The sequence below is a fragment of the Kitasatospora sp. NPDC087271 genome, assembly GCF_044744605.1.
Lineage (GTDB): Bacteria > Actinomycetota > Actinomycetes > Streptomycetales > Streptomycetaceae > Kitasatospora.
The window spans coordinates 15,896-39,467 of record NZ_JBIUYQ010000033.1 but is presented as its reverse complement, the minus strand read 5'-3'; the positions used below and the strand labels follow the sequence as shown (position 1 = coordinate 39,467).

Here is a 23,572-nt window from a genome sequence, read left to right as displayed (position 1 = left end):
ATAGACAGGAGTGAAGTGGCTAAGGTCCGGGTTTATGAACTCGCCAAGGAACTTGGCTTGGAGAGCAAGGCCGTCATGGCCAAGCTCACCGAGCTCGGTGAGTTCGTCCGTTCGGCGTCCTCGACGATTGAGGCGCCGGTCGTACGTAAGCTGACTGACGCGCTTGGTGTGGCCCCCACCGGTGGTGGTTCCGCTGCCAAGCCGGGCCCGCGCAAGAGCGCGGCGCCCCAGCCCGCGGGTGGCTCCGCCGCCGCGGGTGCACCCAAGCCGGGTGCTCCGACCCCGGGTCCGCGCCCCAGCGCGACCCCTGGTCCCCGTCCCACCCCGGCCGCGGCCCCTGCGGCCCAGGCCGCGCCCGCCGCCCCGGCGGCCCCCGCCGCCGCGAAGCCGGCGGGTGGCCCGACCCCGGGCCCGCGCCCGGCGGCGCGTCCCGCCGCTCCGGCGGCCCCGGCCGCGCCCGCGGCCGAGTTCTCCTCGCCGGCTCCGGCCGGTGACACCCCGCGTCAGGCTCCGCAGGCCTCGCAGGCTCCGCAGGCCCCGCAGGCCTCGCGTCCGGCCGGTCCCGCCGCCGGCGGTGCCCGTCCGGGTCCGCGTCCGGCCGGTCCGCGTCCGGGCAACAACCCGTTCACCTCGGGCAGCGCGACCGGTATGGCCCGCCCCGGCGACCGCCGTCAGGGCGCGCCGGGTGCGCGTCCGGCCGGTCAGGGCGCCCCGGGTGGCGACCGTCCGCGTCCGGGTGGCGACCGTCCGCGTCCCGCCGGTGCTCCCGGTGCCGACCGTGGCGCCCCGCGTCCCGGTGGCGACCGTCCGCGTCCCGCCGGTGCTCCCGGCGCCGACCGTGGCGCCCCGCGTCCCGGTGGCGACCGTCCGCGTCCCGACGGCATGCCGCGTCCGGCCGGTCCGCGCCCCGGCGCCCCGTCCCCGTCCGGCATGCCGCGCCCGAACCCGGGCATGATGCCGCAGCGTCCGGCTCCGGGCCCGCGTCCGGGCCCCGGCGGCCGTGGCCCCGGTGGCCCCGGTGGCCGTCCGGGTGGTCCGGGTGCCGGTGGCGCTCGTCCGGGCTTCCAGGGTCGTCCGGCCGGTCCGGGCTCGCGTCCGGCCGGTGGCGGCGGCTTCGGCGGTCCGCGTCCCGGTGGCGGTGCCCCCGGTGGTGGCGGCGGCTTCGGTCCGCGTCCCGGTGGTTTCGGTGGTCGTCCCGGCGGCCCGGGTGCCCGTGGTGGCACGCAGGGCGCCTTCGGTCGTGGCCCGGGCGGTCGCCCGGCGCGTGGCCGCAAGTCGAAGCGGGCGAAGCGCCAGGAGTACGAGGCCATGCAGGCCCCGTCCGTCGGCGGTGTGATGCTGCCTCGCGGCAACGGCCAGACCGTTCGCCTGTCGAGCGGCGCCTCGCTGATGGACTTCGCGGAGAAGATCAACGCCAACCCGGCCGCGCTCGTCTCCGTCATGTTCAACCTCGGTGAGATGGTCACCGCGACACAGTCGGTCTCCGACGCGACCCTCGAGCTGCTGGCCGGCGAGATGGGCTTCATCCTGGAGATCGTCAGCCGCGACGACGAGGACCGCGAGCTGCTGGAGTCGTTCGACATCGACTTCGGTGCGAACGAGGGCGACGAGGACCAGCTGGCCCCGCGCCCGCCGGTCGTCACCGTCATGGGTCACGTCGACCACGGTAAGACCCGCCTGCTGGACGCCATCCGCAAGTCCAACGTGGTGGCCGGCGAGGCCGGTGGCATCACCCAGCACATCGGTGCCTACCAGGTCGTCACCGAGGTGAACGGCGAGCAGCGCCCGATCACCTTCCTCGACACCCCGGGTCACGAGGCGTTCTCCGCCATGCGTGCCCGTGGTGCCAAGTCCACCGACATCGCGATCCTGGTGGTCGCGGCCAACGACGGTGTCATGCCGCAGACGGTCGAGGCGCTGAACCACGCCAAGGCCGCGGGTGTGCCGATCGTGGTCGCCGTCAACAAGATCGACGTCGAGGGCGCCGACCCGACCAAGGTCCGCGGTCAGCTGACCGAGTTCGGTCTGGTGGCGGAGGAGTACGGCGGCGACACCATGTTCGTCGACATCTCCGCGCGCCAGGGCCTCAACATCGAGCAGCTGCTGGAGGCCGTGGTCCTCACCGCGGACGCCTCGCTCGACCTGCGGGCCAACCCCGAGCAGGACGCGCAGGGTATCGCCATCGAGGCCCACCTCGACAAGGGCCGCGGCGCCATGGCGACCGTGCTCGTGCAGCGCGGTACCCTCCGCGTCGGCGACTCGATCGTGGTCGGCGACGCCTACGGCCGCGTCCGCGCGATGCTGGACGAGAACGGCAACAGCCTCGCCGAGGCCGGCCCGTCCCGCCCGGTGCTGCTGCTCGGTCTGACCTCGGTGCCCCGCGCCGGCGACAGCTTCATCGTCGTCGACGAGGACCGCACCGCCCGTCAGATCGCCGAGAAGCGCTCGGCCCGCGACCGCAACGCCGCCTTCGCGCAGCGTCGGGTCCGGGTGTCCCTGGAGGACCTGGACAAGGCCATCGCCGCCGGCGAGATCGAGCAGCTCAACCTCATCATCAAGGGTGACGTCTCCGGTTCGGTCGAGGCCCTCGAGGACGCCCTCGTCAAGCTGGACGTGGGCGAGGAGGTCGAGCTCCGCATCCTGCACCGCGGTGTGGGTGCGATCACCGAGTCCGACGTCAACCTGGCGATGGGTTCGGACGCCATCATCATCGGCTTCAACGTGCGCGCCGAAGGCCGTGCGCGTACCGCGGCCGACAAGGAAGGCGTGGACGTCCGGTACTACTCGGTCATCTACCAGGCGATCGAGGAGATCGAGAACGCCCTCAAGGGCATGCTCAAGCCCGAGTACGAGGAGGTGCGCCTCGGCTCCGCGGAGATCCGCGAGGTGTTCCGCTCCTCCAAGTTCGGCAACATCGCGGGTGTCATCGTCCGCGAGGGCCTGCTGCGCCGCAACGCCAAGGCCCGCCTCATCCGCGACGGCAAGGTCGTGGCGGAGAGCCTCACCATCGAGGGTCTGCGCCGCTTCAAGGACGACGCGACCGAGGTCCGCGAGGGCTTCGAGGCCGGTGTCACCCTGGGGTCGTTCAACGACATCAAGGTCGAGGACATCATCGAGACCTACGAGATGCGCGAGAAGCCGCGTTCGTAGTCGGTGAAAGCCGGGGCCGGTCGACGGGTGGTATTTCCGTCGACCGGCCCCGGTCTCGCTGTGTAGGGTCCGGGGTAGTCGAGATGCAGCAGCGTTCAGACGTAGCACCGGCAGCCCGGTTCAGGGCTGCCCCCCGAGGCCTTCCAGGTCGGCGAGACCTGTCATACATGTTCGTGGGAACACTCACCTTCGACCTGCTGTTGGGCGACGTCCACTCGCTCAAGGAGAAGCGTTCGATCGTGCGGCCCATCGTGGCCGAACTGCAGCGCAAGTACAGCGTGTGCGCTGCCGAGACCGGGAACCAGGATCTGCACCGCAGGGCCGAGATCGGCCTCGCGGTGGTGGCCGGCGATGCCGGGTACGTCACCGAGATCCTGGACAGCTGTGAGCGGTTGGTCGCCGGCCGCCCCGAGGTGCAGCTCCTCTCCGCGAGGAGGAGGTACCACAACGACGACGACGAATGAGAGCCGTGGAGACGATCGGCGGAAGTCGCCGTTCTCACACGGATCAGGACCCAGAGCGCCCGCAAGGCCGGGCGCGGGCCGGTACTTTGGGGCGTGGGCCCCGAAGGGTGCGTAGCTCACCCGAATGCCGGACCCACTGCACGAGGAGGCAACGTGACCGACACCGCAAGGGCGCGCAAGCTCGCCGACCGCATCCAGGTGGTCGTCGCCCAGACCCTGGAGCGGCGGATCAAGGACCCGCGACTGGGGTTCGTGACCATCACCGACACCCGGGTGACCGGGGACCTGCGCGAGGCCACCGTCTTCTACACCGTCTTCGGCGACGAGACCGAGCGCGAGGCCACGGCCGCCGCGCTGGAGAGCGCCAAGGGCGTGATCCGCTCCGAGGTCGGCAAGATCGGGGTGCGCTTCACCCCGACGCTGACCTTCGTCGCGGACGCGCTGCCGGACAACGCCCGGAACATCGACGACCTGCTCGACCGGGCCAAGGCCATCGACGCGGCGGTGCGCACCACCGCCGCGGGCGCGACCTACGCCGGCGAGGCGGACCCGTACAAGGTTCCGGCGGCCGAGCGTGACGACGAGGACGAGTAGTCATGGCGGGTGAGCCGGCGAAGGCCGCCTCGCGAGCCGGTTCGACCACGGGGGCGTCTTCCACCAGCACGGTGGAGGACGCCCTCGTGGCGCTCCCGGGGCCGCGCACCGAGGAGAGCGGTTTCGAGCTGCTCTGGCAGCAGGTGGTGGCGGAGATCGGGCGGGCCCGTTCGATCGACCTGATCTGCCACATCTGCCCGGACGGCGACGCCCTGGGCTCCTCGCTGGCGGCCGCGCTGGCGCTGCGCGGGCTCGGCAAGCGGGTGCGGGTCTCCTTCGGCGACGACCCGCAGATCGTGCCCGAGTCGTTGGCCTTCCTGCCCGGCCAGGAGCTGATCGTGCCGGCCGTCGAGGTGCCGGACGTCCCCGAGCTGGTGCTCTGCTTCGACGTGGCCGCGGAGAGCCGGCTCGGCCTGCTGCACGGCAAGGCCTTCGCCGCGCCGGTGCTGGTGGTGATCGACCACCACGCCTCCAATCCGGGCTTCGGCACCCACCAGCTGATCGACCCGACCGCGCCGGCCACCGCCGTCCTGGTCGACGAACTGCTGCGCCGGCTCGGCGTCGAACTCGACCAGGACCTGGCCACCTGCCTGTACACCGGCGTCGCCACCGACACCGGTTCGTTCAAGTACCGGGCCACCACGCCCGCCACCCACGAACTCGCCGGGCGGCTGCTGGCCACCGGCATCCGGCACGACCTGATCTCCCGGCAGCTGTGGGACACCTCCTCCTTCGGCTACCTCAAGGTGCTCGCGGGCGCGCTCGACCGGGCCGTCTACGAGCCGGACGCGGCCGGCGGGCTGGGCCTGGTGTGGACCTGGGTGCCGTACCAGGACCTGGTGCTGTTCAGCGTCACGGTCGAGGAGATCGAGGGGCTGATCGACATCCTGCGCCGCCCGGCCGAGGCCGAGGTGGCGCTGGTGCTCAAGCAGGACCCGGACGGCACGCTGCGGGGCTCCTCGCGTTCCAAGGGCGCGGTGGACGTCGCCGCCGCCTGCGCGGAGCTGGGTGGCGGCGGGCACGTCTTCGCGGCCGGGTTCAGCGCCCGGGAGGACGTGGCCGCGGTGGTCGAACGGTTCCGGAGCGCGCTGCGACCGGTACGTTGATCATCTCTTGACCGCTTTTTAGAGAAAGAACTTGATGAAGCGCAAAGGCACCGGCCCGGACGGCCTGGTGATCGTCGACAAGCCCGAGGGCATCACCTCCCACGGGGTCGTCGCCAAGCTGCGATGGCTGGCCGGGACGCGGAAGGTCGGGCACGCCGGCACGCTCGACCCGATGGCCACCGGCGTACTGGTGATCGGCGTCGAGCGGGCCACCCGGCTGCTCGGCCACCTGATGCTCACCGCCAAGACGTACGAGGCGACCGTCCGGCTCGGCCAGACCACCGTCACCGACGACCGGGAGGGCGAGGTCACCGCGTCCGCCCCGGCCGACGGGGTGACCAGGGAGGCGATCGACGCCGGGATCGCCGCGCTCACCGGCGAGATCATGCAGGTGCCCTCCAAGGTCAGCGCGATCAAGATCGACGGCAAGCGGTCGTACGCGCGGGTGCGCGAGGGCGAGGACTTCGAGCTCGCGGCCCGGCCCACCACGATCCACTCCTTCACCGTGCACGGGCAGCGCGCGGCGCTCGCCGAGGACGGCACGCCGGTGATCGACCTGGACGTGACCGTCGAGTGCTCCTCCGGCACCTACATCCGGGCGCTGGCCCGTGACCTGGGCGCCGGGCTCGGCGTCGGCGGCCACCTCACCGCGCTGCGGCGCACCAGGGTCGGGCCGTACTCGGTGGAGTCGGCGCACACCCTGGAGCAGCTGGAGGCCGCGGTCACCGGCGAGTCCCCGACGGGGCTGCAGGTGCTGCCGATCGGGGAGGCCGCGGCCGCCGCCTTCCCGCGCTGGGACCTGGACGAGTCGGCGGCGGAGAAGCTGTCGCACGGTGCCCGGCTCAAGGCGCCCGGGCTGGGCGTGGACGGGCCGATCGCGGTGTTCGGGCCGGACGGGCGCTTCCTCGCGCTGGTCGAGGAGACGGGCGGGCAGGCGAAGCCGGTCGCGGTCTTCGTCGGCTGACGCCCCGCAGCGCACGCGTCACCCCCGTCGGGAGTCTTCCGGCGGGGGTTTCGCTCGTTCGGGGGGCGTCCCGGGAGGGGCTTCGCTCGTTCAGGGGGTGTTCCGGCGAGGTCCGGGGGTTCGTTCCGGCGAGGGAGAGGGAGGGGTCACCCGCCCGGGGGAGCGCGCGAGGTGAACGCCCGTGGTGAGCGGCGCAGGCGCGGTGGGGCCGCCTCCCGGGCGGGCAGGCTCCCCGGCGGCGAGCAGGTCGCCGTGACGAGCCCGCCCCCGGGCCGTCCGGCCTGCGGGGAGGGCAGTGCGAATGCCGGGATTCCTGGACGGCGACGGCGTGGCGGGAGATCCGGGGCGGTACCTGCTGCGGATCCGCGACCTCAACGGGCGACTGCACGGCTTAGGGTTCGTCGCCGACCCGCAGGGCACCGTCCTCACCGCCCACGAGAGCGTCACCGGCCTGGACCGGATCGTCCTGCACACCCCCGGCGGGCAGACCAGGGTGCTCGGCCCGGACGCCGTCCTGCCGCTGCCCGAGCACGGGCTCGCCCTGCTGCGCACCGACGCGGTCGGCGGGCTGCCCGTGCCGCCGCTGCCCGTCGCGGCCCTCGGGGCCGGGCGCGCGGTGCTGCTGCCCGCGCTGGCCGGCGAGGACGGGCGGGTGGTGGCGCTGCGCTGCGGTCTGCTCGGTGCCGCCGGTGCCGCCGGTGCCGGGTGCGGCGGGGTCGGCGGGGTGCTGCTGCTCGACCCGCCGGTGGTCGCCGGCGTCGCGGTGCCGGCCGGTTCGCCGGTGCTGGACGCCCGCAGCGGCGCCGTGGTGGCCCTGGCCGTGCCCGCGCTGCGCGGGCCGCAGCACGGCGGCGCGCTCCCGGCGGTGCCGGCCGGCGGCGGCGCGGTCGCGGTCGCGCCGGCGCTGGCCGAACTGCTGGCGCGCAACGGCGCGGCCGTGCCCGGCTACGGGCCCGCGCTCAACCTGGCCGGCGTGCTGCGGCTGACCGCGGCCCAGCTGGCCGCCGCCGGGGCCGGCCCGGGCCGGGTCGCCGGGCTCGCCGCCGACCGGGTCGACCGGCCCGACGGACTGGCCGGGGACGAGCCGCAGGCCACCGTCACCGCCCTGGTCGGCGCCCCCGGCAGCGGGCGCTCCACCGAACTCGCCGCCCTCGCCGCCCGCCGCGCCGGCGGCGCCCGGCCGCTGCCCACCCTCTGGCTGCGCGGCGCCGACCTGCGCGCCGAGGACCGCTCGCTCGCCGCCCCGGTGGAACGGGCGCTGGCCGCCGTCGCGGCCGAGCTGGACATCCCGGCGCCCGCGCCGGAACCGGTGGCGGCGCTGTGCGCGGCGGCCGGGCGGCCGCTGCTGGTGGTCCTGGACGGCCCCGAGGAGGCCCCGGCGCCGCTGGACCCGCGCTGGCTGCGCGGCGCGGGGGACTGGCTGACCGGCTGCGGGGCGCGGCTGCTGACCGCCTGCGGCGAGGAGGCCTGGGTGCGGCTGGCGGCCGAGAAGTGGGGCAGCGGCTCCGGCCACGTCCGGTACCCGGACCCGCCGGAGCCGGGCGGCGACCTGGCCAGCGCCCCCACCGTCCGGATGGACGGCGGCGGCCCGGGCGCCCCCAGCCTCGCGGGGCACCGGCTCGGCCCGCTCCCCGCCGAGGCGGCCGAGCGGGTGCGCCGCCGCTACGGGCTGCCGCCGGGCTGGCCGGCCGACGCCGACGTGCGGCACCCGCTGGCCGTCCGGCTGGCCGGCGAGCTGTGGGCGGAGGGCCTGCGCGGGGAGCCGGCCCGCCGGGGCGAACTGTTCGCCGCCTACCTGGACCTGCGCTGCCTGCGGGTGGCCGGGCGGCTGGTCGAGGACGGCCGGCAGCGCCGCCCGGGCGCCCACCGCCGGAGTTCCGCCCGCCCGGCCGGGCCCTCCCACGGGCGGGTGCGGCGGCTGGCGGCCGCGGTGGCCGGACGGGTGCACGAGGCGGCCCGGCGGATGCTCGGCGCCGGGCCGGGCGGCCTGGGCCGGGCCGCCTTCGAGGAGCTGTTCCCGGCGGCCGGCGGCTGGGGAACGGCCGTCCTCGCCGAGGGCCTGTTCGTCCCGGCCGGGCCCGGATTCCGGTTCGCGCACGGGGAGTTCGCGGACTGGCTGCAGGGCCTGCACCTGGACCTGGACGCCGCGCTGGGGCTGCTGCTCGGCGAGGCCGCGGACACGCCCTCCTCGCTCGCGAACGGGCTGGAGGGCGCGCCTGCGGAGGGCTCCCCGCGCGGCGTCCCCCGGCACCGGATCGGCCCGGTCGCCGCCGCGCTGCGCCGACTGGCCGAGACCTGGGGCGCACCCGCCCTGGACCCGTGGCTGCACCGGCTCTGGCGCGCCCTGGACTTGCGCCCGCCCGGTAGCGAACCGGCCTGGTGGGCGGGCCGGCTGCTCGCCGCCGGGCTGGCCGCCAGTCCCGATCCGGCCGAACACCGGGCGCTGCTCGACCAGTTGGCCGGTCGGATCGCCGAACGGGCGGTCGCCGAGGGCGGGTTGGACGCGCTCCCGGCGGACGGGCTCGGCGCGTTCGGCCCGGCGTTCTGGACCGGCCTCGGCCTGCCCGCCGAGACCGAACTCGCGCTGCTGCGCCGCCTGGTGGCCGCCGACGGGCCCGGGCAGCCGTTCCTCGGCGCGGTGGCCGAACGGCTGCGCGCCGACCCCGTCGCGGTGTTCCCGCTGCTCTGCGCCTGGTTCGACGATCCGCGCGGCCTGCCCGGCCGCCCCGGACACACCGTCGCCGACCTCGCCCACGACCTGCTGCACGCCCACCGCCGGCTCGCCCTGGACGAGTTGGCCGACGCCCTGGCCGACGCCGCGCACCCGAGGGCGGACGCACTGCTCACCGTGCTCGCCGCCGAGGAGCCCTCCGCGCTCTGCCGGGCGGTGGACCGCTGGAGCCACGACGGGCGGCCCGAGCGGCACGTCGCCGCCGCCGTGCACGCCCTGCACGCCGCCCCGCACGCCGTCGGCGCCGCCGCCGGACTGCTGCGTTTCACCGCGCTGACCCTGCTCGCCCGCGAGGACGAACCGGGCCTGCACGGCGCCGCCCTCGCCCTGCTGGTCGGCGACCCGGCGACCAGGGCCGAGCACCTCCCCGCCGCGCTGTCCCTGCACCGGGCGGGCGGCGACGCCTTCCTCACCCCCAGGGCGCTGGCCCCCGCCCTGGAGAGCGACCCGGAACCCGTCCTGGCCGCGCTCGCCGACCGGCTGGCGTCCCCCGGCGTGGCCGCCGCCGAGACCCTGCGGGTGCTCGCCGACGCCCGCACCCCGGTGGCCACCCGGCGGGGCGCCGAACTGGCCGCCCGGCTGCTGCGCGAGCACCCGGCCCTGGCCGGCCCGGTCGCCGTCGACTACCTGGGCCGCCGCCTGGAGCGCGCCGCGACCGGCGGCCCGGCCGCCCGGCTGGAGCTGCGGGTGCTGCTCGGCGGCGCGCTGGCCGCCCGGACGGCGGGCGTGCGGCGGCCGTTCGCCCAGGTGCTGTCCGTCCCGGTGGCCGACCCGGCGGCGGACGCGCTGCGCTGCGAACTGCTGGACACCCTGCTCGCCATCGAGACCGACCCGGCGGTGCTGACCGCGGCCGTGGAGCGGCTGGCCGAGCACTGCGCGGCCGAGAACCCGGCCCGGGCCCGCGCGGTGCTGGCCCGGGCGACCCCCGGCCTGCCGGGCGCGGACGAACTGCTGGTGCGCTGCGCCGGCCGCTCGGCGGCGTTCGCGCAGCTGCTCGCCCAGTGGCCGCGGGACGCCGCCCCGACCGCGCCGGACGGTCCCCGGCTGGCCCGGATGCGGGCCCTGGCGGCGGCCGGCCGCGACCCGCAGTACGCGGCCGCCGAGGCGGAGCGGACCGTGCCCGGGCGCGCCGCGCACCCGCCGGTGCGCCCAACCCGTATTCCGGTGCCGGAGCAGGAGCAGGCGCATGGCACGCTATAGGGGTTCGGGTTTGAGCGTTTGAGCGTACAGAGGGTACGCGCCGTACGGAACAAGGAGCGGTCAGGGTGCAGCGCTGGCGTGGCCTGGAGGAGATCCCCGCTGACTGGGGACGCAGCGTCGTCACCATCGGCTCGTTCGACGGGGTGCACCGCGGGCATCAGCTGATCATCGGTCGGGCGGTCGAGCGGGCCCGCGAACTCGGCCTCCCCGCGGTGGTGGTGACCTTCGACCCGCACCCGCGCGAGGTCATCCGCCCGGGCAGCCACCCGCCGCTGCTCGCCCCGCAGGCACGCCGCGCCGAGCTGATCGCGGGCCTCGGCGTGGACGCGGTGCTGGTGCTGCCGTTCACCCCGGAGCTGTCCCAGGAGTCGCCGGAGACCTTCGTCCAGCAGGTCCTGGTCGACGCCCTGCACGCCCGGGCCGTCATCGAGGGCCCCAACTTCCGCTTCGGGCACCGGGCCGCCGGGGACGTCGCGCTGCTCACCGAGCTGGGCCGCTCGGCCGGCTTCGACGTCGAGGTGGTCGACCTCCAGGTGAGCGGCGCCGCCGGGGCCGGCGAGCCGTTCTCCTCCACCCTGACCCGGCGGCTGGTCGAGACCGGCGACATGGCCGGCGCCGGCGAGGTGCTGGGCCGCCCGCACCGGGTCGAGGGCGTGGTGGTGCGCGGAGCGCAGCGCGGCCGCGAGCTCGGCTACCCCACCGCCAACGTCGAGACCGTGCCGCACAGCGCGATCCCGGCCGACGGCGTGTACGCGGGCTGGCTGACCGCCGACGGCGAGCGCATGCCCGCCGCCATCTCGGTCGGTACCAACCCGACCTTCGACGGCACCGCCCGCACCGTCGAGGCGTACGCCATCGACCGGGTCGGACTGGACCTGTACGGGCTGCACGTGGCCGTGGACTTCCTGGCCTACCTGCGCGGGATGGAGAAGTTCGACTCCATCGACGCGCTGCTCGACCGGATGGCCGACGACGTCAAGCAGGCCCGCGAGCTGACCGACGGCGTCTGAGCACTGCCGCAGCACGGGGAAGGGCCCGCCGACCTGGTCGGCGGGCCCTTCGGCGTCACTGCGGGGGCTGCGGCGGGTGGCCGTAGCCGGGCGGCGGCTGGTAGCCGTCCGGCGGGGACGGCGAGGCGGGCGGGGACGGCGGGGCGGGCTGCGGCGGCTGGCCCTGGGCGGGCGGGTAGCCGTAGCCCGGGCCCGGCTGCGGGGCCGGCTGCTGCTGGGCGCCCGGCTGCGGCCAGGCCGTGGGGGCGGGCGGCTGCTGCGGGTAGCCGTAGCCGGGGGGCGGCGGCGGGGCCTGGCCGGGCTGCGGCGCCCACGGCGCCCCGGGGGCGGGCTGAGCGGCCTGACCGGCCTGACCCGGATACGGCTGTGGCTGCGGTTGTGGCTGCGGCGGGTACGGCGTGGCCTGCGCCTGCTGCTGCCACCCGGACTGCTGGGCGGCGGCCTGCTGGGCCCGGACGATGTCCTCGCCGACCAGGGTGGCTAGCTCGAAGTAGGCCTCGCGGACCTTGGGCCGCATCATGTCGAGGTTGACCTCGGCGCCGGCCGCCAGGCTCTCGTCGAACGGCACCACGATCACCCCGCGGCAGCGGGTCTGGAAGTGCGCGACGATGTCCTCGACCTTGATCAGCTTGCTGGTCTCGCGCACCCCGGAGACCACCGTGATGCTGCGCTGCACCAGGTCCGCGTAGCCGTGCGCGGAGAGCCAGTCCAGGGTGGTCGAGGCACTGGAGGCGCCGTCCACGCTGGGGGTGGAGACGATGATCAGCTGGTCGGCGAGGTCCAGCACCCCGCGCATCGCGCTGTACAGCAGGCCGGTGCCGGAGTCGGTCAGGACGATCGGGTACTGGCGGCCCAGCACGTCGATGACCTGGCGGTAGTCCGAGTCGTTGAACGTGGTCGAGACCGCCGGGTCGACGTCGTTCGCCAGGATCTCCAGGCCCGAGTTGAGGTCCTGCGAGGTGAACTGACGGATGTCCATGTAGCTGCGCAGGTGCGGGATGGCCGTCACCAGGTCGCGGATGGTCGCGCCGGTCTGGCGCTTGACCCGGCGGCCCAGGGTGCCGGCGTCCGGGTTGGCGTCGATCGCGATCACCTTGTCCTGGCGCTCGCTGGCCAGGGTCGCGCCGAGCGCGGTGGTGGTCGTGGTCTTGCCGACCCCGCCCTTGAGGCTGATCACGGCGATCCGGTAGCAGCTCAGCACCGGGGTGCGGATGATCTCCAGCTTGCGCGACTTCTCGGCGGCCGCCGCCTTGCCGCCGAACTGGAACCGCGGCTGCTGGCGCTGCTGCTTGGGCTGGCTGCGCAGCAGCCGGTCCGAGGACAGCTCGACCGCGGCGGTGTAGCCGAGTGGCGCACCGTGCGCCACGGGCGGCTGCGGGGCGGCGGAATGCGGGAACGCGACCGGCGGCGGTGCGACGGCGCTCTGCGGCGGCCACGGCTGCACCCCGCCGGACTGCTCGTGCGGCGAGCCCGGCAGCAACGGCTGGTACTCGTGCGGCTGGGGCTGGGCCGACTGCGGGTAGGCGGGGGGCTGCGGCCAGCCGCCCTGGCGCGGATCCACCGGCGCGGACTGCGGGGCCGGCTGCTGCGGCTGTGCGGGCTGCGGCTGGGCGGCGGCCTGCTGGGCGGCCCACGCGGCGGCGGACTGCGCGTCCTGCGGCGGCAGCGGCTGCTGCGGGGGCAGGTGCTGCGCGGACGTCTGCGGGTACGGCTGCGGGTACGTCTGCGGCGGGACCGGCTGGGCGGGCTGCGCCGACGGCGCGGCCGAGACCGGGGCCGGGTACGGCGGCTGCGGGGCCGGGGCGGGCTGCGGCTGCGCCGGGACCTCCGCCGGCCAGCCCGGGGCGACGGCCGGTGGCTGCTCGAACGCGGGGGCGGGGGCCTGGGCAGGGGCGGACGCCGGGAACGGGACGTGCTGCGCCTCGGCCTGGACGGGTTGTGCGGGCGGCACGGGCTGCGCGGGTACGGGCTGCGCGGGCACGGGCGCCTGAGCCGGCGTCGGGGCCGGAGCCTGGGCGGGCACCGGCGCCGGAGCGGCGGCCTGCGGAGCCTGCGCCGCCGTCGGAGCCTGCACGGCCGGGGCCGTCGGAGCCTGCACCGCCGGGGCCGCCGAGGCGTCCGTCTGCACGTACCAGGACGGGGGAGTGTAGTCGGGCGCGTCGGACCAGTCGTCGTCGTCCTCTGCCGCGTTGTCGCCGACGTAGACGCCGTCCCGATCGCTGCTCACTAGGGCTCCCTCGTGTTCGCCGCCGCTTGTTCAGCGGTGCCGTTGCCGCATCAAAGACTAGGCCGTGCGGCAACCCCCGTTGAAGGCGGCGTCGGATCCGGAGCGGCCCCCCGGGCCCGGCGCCGCCGCTCAGTCCATCCGGCGCGGACCGCCGAGAACCTGCTGCTCGGCCTGCCCGGCCACGGCCCGCACGTACTGGCGCCGCATCCGGGTGGCCCACAGCGTGAGGTCGTCGCCGAGGGTGGGCAGCGAGGCGACGTCCTCCGACGGGAGCGACAGCACCCGGCCGGTCAGCTCCGCCTCCTGCGGGGAGACCCGCTGCACGCCCACCAGGTCGGCCGCGTTGAGCACCCGGGCCGCGTTCGGGCCCAGGTACGGCAGCAGGGTCAGGGTGGTCTGCCAGGGCGCGGCGGAGAGCCGGCTGCGCGGCGGGCGGGCGCCGAGGTCGCGCACCACCAGGACCGGCGAGGCCACCGAGGCGCCCTGCGGGCCGAGTCGGCCGACCTGGTGGACCGTCACGCACGGCTGCCCGCCGCCCGCGGCCTGCGCCAGCGGGCCCCACAGCTGCCCGCGCGCGGTCTCCACCGCGACCCGGGCGCCGATCGCGGCCGCCCGCAGCGCGATGACCTGCGCCGTCCACACGCCGCCGACCAGCACCAGGTCGTACGCGCTGGGCCGGAACAGGCCGAGCACCGCGGGCAGCCCCTGCGGGTCGACGCCGATCACCACGCCGTCGTCGCCGACCGGGAAGGCCAGCGCCCCGAGGTCCGCGGCGTCGAGCACGTGCTTCTCCCGGCGCGGGCCGCGCAGCCCGAAGCCGGGCAGGATCCGGGACCGCGCCCGGGGCCGTTCGGCGCCGTGCTGCGGGCCGGGGGCCGGATAGGTCTGGTACGCCATCAGGACGCTCCTCCCAGCGGCAGGGTGGCGAGCACCCCGGGGGCCTGCTCAAGGTCGAGCCGGACCAGGCCGAGTCCGGCGCCCTGCGCCCGCGCCTCCACCTGGCGGCCGACCTGCGTCACCTCGCTCTCGCTGCGCCCGGTCACCCGCAGGTGCCCGCTGACGGTCACCGAGCCGCCGGTGCCGCGCCCGGCGGTCAGGCTGAAGGTGCTGGCCAGCGCGGGGGAGCCGGTGACCAGGTTGACCAGGTCGGGCGCGGCGATCCGGCCGGGCGAGCCACCGGGGCGGCTGAGCTGCGGCCAGCGGGAGATCCAGTAGGTGCTGTGCCAGCGGTCGTCGATCCGCCAGAACCGGCTGCCCTCCTGGGTGCGGCGGGTGGTGCCGCCGCCGCTGCCGGTGCCCTGGCGCCCGGCCACCGCGAGCGGGTTGGCGCAGGTGGAGATGGCCAGCGCGGCGATCAGCTCGCGCTCGTCCAGCACGGTCGCGTTGAACCCGGCGCTGTTGAGCCGCCCGGCCAGCTGGTCGGTCACCCGTTGCAGCGCCTTGCGGGCGCCCTCCTCGCCGCCGCCGCGGGCCCGGACGGCGGCCGCGGCGCGCTCCGGGTCGAGCTTGAGCGCCACCCAGGTCAGCCGCAGCCCGGGGGTGGCGGTGCCGTCCGGCAGCTCCCGGTAGGCGCGGGCGGCCAGCGACTGCTCGGGCAGGTGCGGGGCCGGGGCCGGCTGGGTGTGCTGGACGAGCTGCACCGACTCCAGGGTGATGTCGTCGACCTGGAGCGCCGAGCAGATCACGTCCAGGGGCAGCGGCAGCGCGGTGCGCACCGGGCGCAGCGGCTGGTCCTTGGCCTGGACGAGCAGCACCGAGCTGAGGAAGGTGCCGTCGCCGACCATGCCCGTCTCCCGGCGGACCGGGCGGCCGCCCAGGTCGGCCTCGGTGGCGTGGGTGCAGGTGCGCAGCGCCGGTTCGAGTTCCAGGGCGGGGGCCAGCGCCGGGTCGGTGCCGGCCGGCGGCAGCGTGCCGCGGGCCCGCCGGCGGCGGGACTTGAGGGCGGCGCGCACCCGTAGCAGTTCGGGGATGGTCCGGCCGCGCAGCGGGATCACGGCGAGCACCACCAGGACCAGCGAGACCGCGCCGAAGCCGGCGGCGACCGGCCGGCTGATCGTCCAGCCCACCGCGGCCAGCGCGGCCGCGACCTCGACCAGGACGAGCTGTTGGAGCCTCAGCCGCCCGCCGAGCAGCCCGGGCCGGGGGTTGATCCGGAGCAGGACGGGCCCGCGACCGCCTTCGTCACGGCCGCTGCTCTCGCCGGCGGGCGGCAGTGGCTGCCCGGGCGCGGTCCCGGACGCGGGGCCGCCGCGCTGCGCCCGGCCGGAGCGGCGCGACCTCCCGCCCGTTGCCGGTCCGCGGCGTCCTGGAGCGGTCTGGCTTGGCATCCCCCGGGTGACCCTCTCTGATCAGTTGCCGCGGCCCGGCTGGCCGGTGCGCGGACCGTACCCGTACCGTACTCACCGTCTGCTGCCGCATCGTAGAGGGTTCGTACGGGTTCCCGCCCGGCGGGTGCGGGGGGCGGTGCAGGCCGGTCCGACAGTGTCTGACGAGGGGGACGACGAGGATGGCATCGCGCCGGGACGAGCTGAACGCGTACACCTTCGCCCGCAAGCGCACGGTGGGGGCGTTCCTGCTGCCCGGTGGCGGCGGCAGCGACGAGGACGCGCCGCGCCCGGTGAAGGCGGTGCTGCCGAGCGTGCTGGCGGGGGCGGTGATCGTCGCCGGGTTCGGGTTGTGGGGGGTGTTCAAGCCGAGTGCGCCGCTGCACTGGGACGACGGCAAGAACGTCGTCCAGGGCAAGAAGTCGACCACCCGGTACGTGGTGCTGACCGACCCGGACGGCCGGACCAAGCGGCTGCACCAGGTGCTCAACATGTCCTCGGCGCGGCTGGTGCTGCCGGCCGATGCCAAGGTGGTGGTGGTCGACGACGGGGTGCTCGACAGCTACCCCAACCACGGCCCGACGATCGGCATCCCGTACGCGCCGGACAAGCTGCCGACGAGGGACAACGCGGACAAGCCGATGAAGTGGTCGGTCTGCGACCGCCCGGGCTCGGACGACAAGCAGGAGACCGTCAACCAGGCGGTGTTCGTGGCGGCGGGCCCGGACGCGGCGGCGCTGGCGGGCAAGGACCGGATGCTCGGCCAGGACCAGCTGCTGCTGGTGCAGCAGGCGGACGAGCAGCAGGTCTCCGCGCAGCCGGCGCCGGGCCAGCCCGCGGCCAGGCCGGGTGACGCGAAGGTGTTCCTGGTCGACGCGCAGGGCCGCAGGCACGGCATCGGCTCGCCGCAGGCGGACGACAAGGAGCGCAAGTCGCTGATCACCGCGGTCTTCGGGCCCAACGCGGTGCCGCAGCGCGTCAAGCGCGAGTGGCTGGACACCCTGGTGACCGGCAGCCCGATCACCTTCCCGAAGGTCGACGGGGTGGCGGACAGCCCGAACCCCAACTCCTCGGTGGAGCTGGGCAACCAGGCCGACCGCCGGATCGGCCGGCTGGTGCACTACCAGGACCGCCACTACGTGGTCGGCAAGGACCGGCTCTACCTGGTGACGCCGTTCCAGGCGGAGCTGATCCGGCAGAACCCGGACTACCAGGACCTCTACAAGTACGACGGCGACAAGCGGCCGCGCAGCGACGAGATGACCCCGGCCGACCACGCCAAGCTCGGCAACGACGTCCGGCTGCCGAGCACCGGGGACGACTGGCCGCTGAAGTCCGGTGCGCCGGCCAACAACTGGCAGGACCGGCAGGACGCGCGCCTGGTCGTGTGCAGCACCTTCGACGGCGTCGCCGAGGACGGCCGCACGCCCCGGCGCAGCGTCTGGGCCGGGACGTCCTACCCGGCGCCGTACAACAACGGCGCGGGCGCCGCGTACGTGACGCCCGGGCACGGCCTCTTCTACCGCGCGCTGGACAACGCGGCGGGCGGCTCCGGCACCGACTTCCTGATCACCGAGACCGGTCTGCGCTACTCGGTGCCGGCCAACGGCGACGGTGGTCGCGGCGCCACCACCCCGCCCGGCGCGCAGCCGGGCCAGGGCGCGCAGCCGGGTGCGGGCGGACAGCCGGGCCAGGGCGCGCAGCCGGGCCAGGGCGGCGCCCCGAAGACGCCCACCCCGCAGCCGGGCGCCACCACGCCGGACCAGCAGCCGCCGCAGGACGAATCGGGCGCCAACCAGGCCCGGTTGGGCTACAAGGAGCTCCAGCCGCTCCCGGTGCCGCACGAGTGGTCGGACCTCGTCCCGGCCGGCCCGCCGCTGACGGCGAAGAGCGCCGCCCAGCCGCAGAACGCCTGATCGACCAAGCCCGGCAACGGAATTGGCCTCAGTGTCATGGTCTGGTAACTGCGCCGAGTTCGGTGTTGGGTGAGCTGCGTGTGCCGACTACAGTGCTCCTGGACATCACTAGGGTGATGGGACGGTCGGGCCGCGCTGCCCTCCGTACACGCAATGTCTGTCTCATGGGGGATGGTGGAGCATGGCTCAGGGTCAGTTCACGATGACGGCTCAGGAGATGCTGGCTTTCGCCAAGCGGATCGAGGACGCGATCGGAAAGATCGAGGCTGAGCGGCAGAAGCTCATCAGCACGGTCGATGGCATCACCGGCGGCTGGCAGGGCCAGGCGGCGAACGCCTACAAGGCCTTGCAGGACCAGGTCAACACCGACATCGCGAAGCTGAAGGAGTCGCTGACCGCGATCCAGCACGCGATCGAGCTGACCACCAAGCACTACGCGAGCACCGAGGAAGAGCAGAAGGCGCTGTTCTCCAACGCCCAGGGCTGATCAGCCGCACCGCGCTGATCACCGTTCTGTTCCGACCTTCCGCTCGGTGGGGCGCCCGCGGCTGAGCGCGGGGTGCTCCGCATCCTCGTCAAGGGAGACATCGTGTCCGACCACATCCTCGTCAACTTCGAGACCGTCCACCACGCGGCCGAGGAAGTGCGCGCCTCGGCCGGTCGCATCGACCACCTGCTGAACGACCTCAAGGGCGACGTCAACCGCATCGCGTCCAGCTGGCAGGGCGCGGCCCAGCAGGGCTACCAGGCCCACCAGACCCAGTGGGACGCGCGCGCCGCCGACCTGCAGAAGGTCTGCACGCAGATCGCCTCCTCGCTGGACGGCGCCGCGCAGAGCTACCGGACGACCGAGAACAACAACGCCAAGCTGTGGGGGAACAGCTGACCACGCGTTCCCCAGCGGGAACGTGAGGGGGCGGGTGCTCGGACTCCGGGCACCCGCCCTTCGGCGCGCGGCACGGGTGGACGACATGAGGGGTGGCAGGGTGTCCGGACGCGGGTACCGGAAGGCGGCCGCGGCACTGGCCGCGCTCGCCGTGCTGGGCGGCCCGCTCGCCGCCCCGGCGCACGCGGACAGCGGACCAGGGCTGGCCGCCGCGGGCGACTGCCCGAAGAACGCGCCCGACGTGCCGACCGTGCCGTGGTCGCTGCAGCGCCTGCTGCTGGACGAGCTGTGGCAGGGCGGTCGGACCACCGGCGCGGGGGTGACCGTCGCGGTCATCGACACCGGCGTGGACGACCAGAACCCGCAGCTGGCCGGCAAGGTCCTGGAGGGCTCCAACCTGGTGGTGAACCGGGAGACCAAGGAGAAGGTCCCGGGCAGTTCCAAGGAGGACCCGGTCGGCCACGGCACCAAGGTGGCCGGCATCATCGCCGCCCGCCGTTACGACCGGACGGGCTTCGTCGGGCTCGCCCCCGACGCCACCGTCCTGTCGATCCGCCAGAACGACAGCGACGGCAACGGCGACGTCTCCACCCTGGTCCAGGCCGTCAACGAGGCGGTCAGGGCCAAGGCCAAGGTCATCAACATCTCCCAGGACGTCCGCGGTGCCGGCGCCGCCGGCTTCGGCGGGTACCAGGAGCTGAAGGCCGCCGTCCAGGCCGCCGAGGACAGCGGCGTCGTGGTGGTCGCCTCCACCGGCAACGACGGCAAGGAGGGTGACACCTACCCCGGCGCGTTCCCGACCGTGCTCGCCGTCGGCGCCTCCGACCGCAACAACGAGCGCGCCCCGTTCTCCCAGTACGGCTCCTTCGTGAAGGTCGCCGCACCCGGCGTCGACATGCTCTCCACCGTCCCCAGGGGCGGCCAGTGCGTCGACAACGGCACCAGCTTCTCCGCCCCGTACGTGTCCGGGCTCGTCGCGCTGCTGGTCGGCGCCCACCCGAACTGGAAGCCGGCCCAGGTGCGGGCCTGGATCGAGCAGACCGCCCAGCGCACCCAGCGCGATCCGGACCGGTTCATCGGCTGGGGCGTGGTCGACCCGGTCAGGGCCGTCACCAAGGCCCCCGAGAGCGCGCCGTTCACCGCCACCCCGGACGCCCCCGTCCGACTGGCCGCCGCCCCGATCGTGCCCCGGCCGGTCGGCCTCGGCGAGACCCAGGCCGACCGCGACGGCCGCACCGCGACGTACGTCCTCGGCATCGGGGCGCTGCTGGTCGCGCTGCTCATCGGCGGCGGCGTCGTCCTGCGCGACCTGCGCCGCAGGTCCGCCGACTGATCCGTGTGCGCAGCACCCGACCGGTGCCTGGGGGGGGTGCGCGGAAGAATCCTCCGGAACGGCTGTAACGTCGTGGGCCGCTCACCGCATCCAAGAAGTGTCGGGGAGCACGGACACGGGGGAGCGGCGGGCATGGGGTGGATCGGGGCGGGCCGGGAGGCCGAGGACGCCGGGTTCCTGGAGCTGGTGTCCGGCCGCACCGGCCACCTGTACCGCTCGGCCTGCCTGCTGACCAGCGGCGACACCCACTACGCCGAGGACCTCGTCCAGGAGGCCCTCAGTCGGATGTACGTGCTCTGGCGACGCAGCGCCTGGACCGGCGGCCGGAACCGGATCGACAACCCGGCCGCCTACACCCACACGGTGATGGTGCGCACTTTCCTCGCCCAGCAGCGCCGCCGCTCCAGCACCGAGCGCCCCATCGGGGCCGTGCCCGAGTCGGAGGCGCGGGAGGCGGACGGCGCGCTGCGGATGACCCTGCTCGACGCCCTCGGCCGGATGCCGCCCAAGGACCGCGCCGTCCTGGTGCTGCGCTACTGGGAGGACCGCAGCGTCGCGGAGACCGCCGAGGTGCTGCGCTCCTCCCCGGGGGCGGTCCGCACCCGCACCACCCGGGCGCTGGCCCGGCTGCGCGGCCTGCTCGGCGACTCGCTGGCCGAGCTCGCCGCCCGCTGACCACTGCTCGTAGTCCGTGACGCAACCCGTGACGCAATTTCGTGATGCAAGGAGACGGTGACCACCCATGTCCGAACCGGACAAGTTCGAGGACGATCTTCTCTACGCCCTCACCCGTACGGGCGAGGGCTTCCGCACCGAGCCGTCCGACCTGCTCGCGGGCGGGTACCAGCGCGGACGCCGACGCTGGCGCCGCCGCTCGACCGCCGCGGTGGTGGGCGGCGCGGCCGCGCTGGCCCTGGTGGGGACCGGCGCGGTGTACCTCACCGGCTCCTCGCCGCGCCCGAGTGCGGTGCCCGCGGCCGCCCCGAGCACCGCCGGCGGCAGCGGGAGCGGCTCGGCGGCCCCGGTCGCGGCGGCCTCCTCCGCGGAGCCGGGCGAGGTCACCGGCGAGGAGGTGCTGGCCACCCTGCGGGGCCTGCTGCCGGGCGGCCGGACCAGCGACGAGAACGCCGGCCAACGCCAGGGCGGCACGCTGGTCTTCGACGACGGTCGGGGCAGGGCCGCGATGGCGGTCTCGGTCAACCGGGTCGGGGCCGGCAGCCCGGTCCTGACGGAGAACGGCTGTCCGGACCGGAAGCTCGTCCCGTACGACGCCTGCACCAGCGCGGGCCTGCCGGGCGGAGGCAAGCTGACCCTGTTCCAGGGCTACGAGTACCCGAACAAGCAGGCCGGCACCAAGAGGTGGTCCGCCTGGCTGGGCGGCGCCGACGGCCGCGTGATCGAGCTGACGGAGTGGAACGCCGAGGCGGAGAAGGGCGCACCGGACAGCCGCCGGACGCCGCCGCTGTCGCCGGAGCAGCTGAGGGCGGTCGTCACCGACAAGGCCTGGGACGGGATCATCGCCAAGTTCCCCGAGCCGCGGCCGGAGCCGGGGCCGGACAACGGCAAGGAGTACGGCAAGGACGAGATCCTGGCGATCGTCGCCAAGCTGCTGCCGTCCGGGCTGACCGAGACGGAGACCGGGGGACAGCCTGGCTACGCGAACTTCGTGGTCGACGACGGCAAGGGCAAGTCCATGGTGCAGATCAACGTGCAGGACTGGTCCCGCGACGACAAGACCAAGGAGGAGCTGTTCGGCAGTGCCCGGGCACAGCCGGACGGCACCAGGGTGGTGGTCGGCAAGCGGGGCTCCAACCCGGGCATGTGGACCGTCGACACCCTGCACGCGGACGGCCTGCGGGTGGTGATCAGCGCGTTCAACAGCGGCACCCAGCAGACCCCGGCGACCCGCAGCACCCCGGCGCTGAGCAACGACCAGCTGAAGGCGATCGCCACCGCGCCGGTGTGGAAGCTGAAGAAGTAGCGGTGCGGACGTGGCAGTGCCCCGGGCGAGGGGGAGCCCGGGGCACTGCCGTGTGGGGGAGGGGTGGGGGTCAGGGCTGCTGGTCCTCGGGGAGGCTGATCACCCAGCGGGTGTCCTGGCGGGGGCGCAGGTAGAACAGCCAGTAGAGGGTGGCGGCGGCGGTGATGCCGCCGGTCCACAGCAGGGGCTCGGTGTCCAGCTGGGTCATCACGTAGACGAGGACGGCGATCAGCACCACCGGGACGGCCGGCCACAGCGGCATCCGCCAGGCGGCGGCGTGCTTGTGGTGGGCGCGGCGGGAGAGCAGCGCGGCGATCGCGACCAGCAGGTACATCCCGGTGACGGCGACGCCGGTGATGTTGCTGAGCAGTGCGCCCTTGACGAAGCAGAGCGCGGCGCCGGGCAGGCCGACGGCCAGGGTGGCGACCCACGGGGAGCCGAACCGGCCGAGGGTGCCGAAGGCCTTGTTGACCGGCTCGGGCCAGGCCTTGTCGCGGGCGGAGGCGAACAGGACCCGGGAGTTCTGGATGACCATGACGATGCCGGCGTTGATGATCGCCAGCGCGACGCAGAGGCTGATGAAGGTGCCGACCGCGGAGTTGCTCCAGGCGGTGACCATGCCGGAGATGTCGCCGGAGCTCAGGGTCTGGAGGTCGGGGGCGCCCATGGTGATGGCGACGACCGGGACCAGGATGACGGCGGAGGAGATGCCGAGCGTCCACAGCACGGTGCGCGAGACGTTGCGGCGGGGGTTCTCCAGCTCCTCGGAGAGGTAGACGGCGGTGGAGAAGCCCTGGGTGATGAACAGGGCGATGCCGAGCGCGCCGACGATGGCGCCGATGCTCACCGTGGTGGTGGCGCCGCCGTCCCCGGTGACCACGCCGTGCAGCAGGCTGGGGGCGTCGCCGTTGGCGTGGGAGAACCCGAGCACGGAGACGACGCCGGCCGCGATGACCTCCAGCACCAGGAAGACGCCGGTGAGCCAGGCGTTGGCGCGCAGGTCGAGCAGGCCGGCCAGGGTGGCGGCGAGCATCACGGCGGCGCCGGTCATGGCCTTGTCGAGGTGCAGCACGGGGGCGAGGTAGTCGGCGGTGCCGAGGGCGATGACCGAGGGGACGATCATCACGACGATCAGCGAGAGCACGAAGACCAGCCAGCCGGCCAGCCGCCCGGCGAGGGTGCCGACCATCGCGTACTCGCCGCCGGCGCTGGGGATCAGGGTGCCGAGCTCGGAGTAGCAGAACGCGACGGCGACGCACAGCACGGTGCCGATGGCGATGGCCAGGGCGGTGGCGCTGCCGATGCTGGAGAACAGCTCCGGGACGATCACGAAGAGCGTGGAGGCCGGGGTGACGCAGGACAGTGTGAGCAGGGTGCCGCCCACCACGCCGATCGAGCGCTTGAGTTGCTGGGGCGCGGCGGCGACGGCGGTGTCGGCCGTCGCGGGGGTCGCGGCGCGTGGCGGGCGAAGCGTGTCGGTCATGTGGCTTCCGATCGGCTCTGTGCGGTCCTGTGGGTGGGAGCGGTATCGCCTCCGCTGGCTGTCTGCTCGGGGTTCTGGTGGGGTCGCTCCTGGGTCGCAATGGAACCTGGGCGTATTGATTGCGTCAATGGCCGAAATGCTTCGGAATCCGTTGCGCGGAAGGGCATAGACATGCGATCCGATGATCACGTACGGTCATTGCG

The 23,572-nt window shown here is 74.8% G+C and carries 17 protein-coding genes; 13 read left to right on the top strand and 4 right to left on the bottom strand.

All coding sequences use genetic code 11. The annotated features are described in order from the left end of the window. The first annotated feature begins 15 nt into the window (after positions 1-15). The 7 genes from infB (at position 16) to ACIO9K_RS34055 (ending at position 11,219) form a co-directional block, all read left to right on the top strand. Complete coding sequence (gene infB, locus ACIO9K_RS34085; protein ID WP_363624953.1) at positions 16-3,150, top strand: translation initiation factor IF-2; 3,135 nt, start codon at positions 16-18, stop codon at positions 3,148-3,150. Positions 3,151-3,317: 167 nt separating this feature from the next. Next, positions 3,318-3,614 carry a DUF503 domain-containing protein gene (locus tag ACIO9K_RS34080; protein ID WP_063347622.1) on the top strand — a complete coding sequence of 99 codons (297 nt, stop codon included), beginning with the start codon at positions 3,318-3,320 and terminating at the stop codon, positions 3,612-3,614. 153 nt (positions 3,615-3,767) lie between these two features. Next, the gene (gene rbfA, locus ACIO9K_RS34075) at positions 3,768-4,208 is read left to right on the top strand and encodes a 30S ribosome-binding factor RbfA (protein ID WP_350885658.1); all 441 of its coding nucleotides are present in this window, start codon (positions 3,768-3,770) and stop codon (positions 4,206-4,208) included. Between the two features lie 2 nt (positions 4,209-4,210). After that, the gene (locus ACIO9K_RS34070; RefSeq protein ID WP_363586518.1) at positions 4,211-5,314 is read left to right on the top strand and encodes a bifunctional oligoribonuclease/PAP phosphatase NrnA; all 1,104 of its coding nucleotides are present in this window, start codon (positions 4,211-4,213) and stop codon (positions 5,312-5,314) included. A gap of 34 nt (positions 5,315-5,348) precedes the next feature. Further along, complete coding sequence (truB, locus tag ACIO9K_RS34065) at positions 5,349-6,278, top strand: tRNA pseudouridine(55) synthase TruB (protein ID WP_363624951.1); 930 nt, start codon at positions 5,349-5,351, stop codon at positions 6,276-6,278. A 301-nt stretch (positions 6,279-6,579) separates the two neighbouring features. Continuing rightward, positions 6,580-10,209 carry a serine protease gene (locus tag ACIO9K_RS34060; RefSeq protein WP_400335609.1) on the top strand — a complete coding sequence of 1,210 codons (3,630 nt, stop codon included), beginning with the start codon at positions 6,580-6,582 and terminating at the stop codon, positions 10,207-10,209. A 65-nt stretch (positions 10,210-10,274) separates the two neighbouring features. Next, positions 10,275-11,219 (top strand): bifunctional riboflavin kinase/FAD synthetase, encoded by a 945-nt coding sequence (locus ACIO9K_RS34055; protein WP_363586521.1) that lies wholly within the window; start codon positions 10,275-10,277, stop codon positions 11,217-11,219. A gap of 55 nt (positions 11,220-11,274) precedes the next feature. On the opposite strand, the gene ACIO9K_RS34050 is transcribed toward ACIO9K_RS34055, so the two are convergent. From ACIO9K_RS34050 to eccE, 3 genes are all read right to left on the bottom strand, one after another. Continuing rightward, entirely contained in the window at positions 11,275-13,446 is a 2,172-nt protein-coding gene (locus tag ACIO9K_RS34050; RefSeq protein WP_400335607.1) for a MinD/ParA family protein, read from the bottom strand. A gap of 129 nt (positions 13,447-13,575) precedes the next feature. Further along, positions 13,576-14,343 carry a hypothetical protein gene (locus ACIO9K_RS34045; RefSeq protein ID WP_400335605.1) on the bottom strand — a complete coding sequence of 256 codons (768 nt, stop codon included), beginning with the start codon at positions 14,341-14,343 and terminating at the stop codon, positions 13,576-13,578. Further along, positions 14,343-15,773, bottom strand: coding sequence for a type VII secretion protein EccE (gene eccE / locus ACIO9K_RS34040; protein WP_363624943.1), 1,431 nt, complete (start codon positions 15,771-15,773; stop codon positions 14,343-14,345). The genes ACIO9K_RS34045 and eccE overlap by 1 nt, the downstream gene beginning before the upstream one ends. Positions 15,774-15,952: 179 nt before the next feature. Here eccE and ACIO9K_RS34035 point away from each other — a divergent pair, with 179 nt between their 5' ends. The 6 genes from ACIO9K_RS34035 (at position 15,953) to ACIO9K_RS34010 (ending at position 21,886) form a co-directional block, all read left to right on the top strand. Then, a complete protein-coding gene (locus ACIO9K_RS34035; protein WP_400335602.1) occupies positions 15,953-17,686 on the top strand; it encodes a type VII secretion protein EccB in 1,734 nt (577 codons plus the stop codon). Positions 17,687-17,867: 181 nt separating this feature from the next. Continuing rightward, positions 17,868-18,173: a WXG100 family type VII secretion target gene (locus tag ACIO9K_RS34030; protein WP_350885676.1), complete on the top strand. Its 306-nt coding sequence runs from the start codon at positions 17,868-17,870 to the stop codon at positions 18,171-18,173. A gap of 102 nt (positions 18,174-18,275) precedes the next feature. Then, positions 18,276-18,572, top strand: coding sequence for a WXG100 family type VII secretion target (locus tag ACIO9K_RS34025; protein ID WP_363586526.1), 297 nt, complete (start codon positions 18,276-18,278; stop codon positions 18,570-18,572). Positions 18,573-18,672: 100 nt separating this feature from the next. Further along, complete coding sequence (gene mycP / locus ACIO9K_RS34020) at positions 18,673-19,905, top strand: type VII secretion-associated serine protease mycosin (protein ID WP_363624939.1); 1,233 nt, start codon at positions 18,673-18,675, stop codon at positions 19,903-19,905. 132 nt (positions 19,906-20,037) lie between these two features. After that, positions 20,038-20,580, top strand: a complete 543-nt coding sequence (locus tag ACIO9K_RS34015) for a SigE family RNA polymerase sigma factor (protein WP_363624937.1) — start codon at positions 20,038-20,040, stop codon at positions 20,578-20,580. Between the two features lie 67 nt (positions 20,581-20,647). Next, complete coding sequence (locus ACIO9K_RS34010) at positions 20,648-21,886, top strand: hypothetical protein (RefSeq protein ID WP_400335598.1); 1,239 nt, start codon at positions 20,648-20,650, stop codon at positions 21,884-21,886. A gap of 70 nt (positions 21,887-21,956) precedes the next feature. On the opposite strand, the gene ACIO9K_RS34005 is transcribed toward ACIO9K_RS34010, so the two are convergent. After that, complete coding sequence (locus tag ACIO9K_RS34005; RefSeq protein WP_363624933.1) at positions 21,957-23,369, bottom strand: APC family permease; 1,413 nt, start codon at positions 23,367-23,369, stop codon at positions 21,957-21,959. Positions 23,370-23,572 lie beyond the last annotated feature (203 nt).

Excerpts from the sequence above, each read along its gene's own strand:
- ACIO9K_RS34005 (WP_363624933.1), bottom strand. The coding sequence starts at position 23,369 with ATGACCGACACGCTTCGCCCGCCACGCGCCGCGACCCCCGCGACGGCC.
- truB (WP_363624951.1), top strand. The coding sequence starts at position 5,349 with ATGAAGCGCAAAGGCACCGGCCCGGACGGCCTGGTGATCGTCGACAAG.
- ACIO9K_RS34015 (WP_363624937.1), top strand. The coding sequence starts at position 20,038 with ATGGGGTGGATCGGGGCGGGCCGGGAGGCCGAGGACGCCGGGTTCCTG.
- ACIO9K_RS34030 (WP_350885676.1), top strand. The coding sequence starts at position 17,868 with ATGGCTCAGGGTCAGTTCACGATGACGGCTCAGGAGATGCTGGCTTTC.
- eccE (WP_363624943.1), bottom strand. The coding sequence starts at position 15,773 with ATGCCAAGCCAGACCGCTCCAGGACGCCGCGGACCGGCAACGGGCGGG.
- ACIO9K_RS34070 (WP_363586518.1), top strand. The coding sequence starts at position 4,211 with ATGGCGGGTGAGCCGGCGAAGGCCGCCTCGCGAGCCGGTTCGACCACG.
- ACIO9K_RS34080 (WP_063347622.1), top strand. The coding sequence starts at position 3,318 with ATGTTCGTGGGAACACTCACCTTCGACCTGCTGTTGGGCGACGTCCAC.
- ACIO9K_RS34010 (WP_400335598.1), top strand. The coding sequence starts at position 20,648 with ATGTCCGAACCGGACAAGTTCGAGGACGATCTTCTCTACGCCCTCACC.
- ACIO9K_RS34045 (WP_400335605.1), bottom strand. The coding sequence starts at position 14,343 with ATGGCGTACCAGACCTATCCGGCCCCCGGCCCGCAGCACGGCGCCGAA.
- ACIO9K_RS34060 (WP_400335609.1), top strand. The coding sequence starts at position 6,580 with ATGCCGGGATTCCTGGACGGCGACGGCGTGGCGGGAGATCCGGGGCGG.
- ACIO9K_RS34035 (WP_400335602.1), top strand. The coding sequence starts at position 15,953 with ATGGCATCGCGCCGGGACGAGCTGAACGCGTACACCTTCGCCCGCAAG.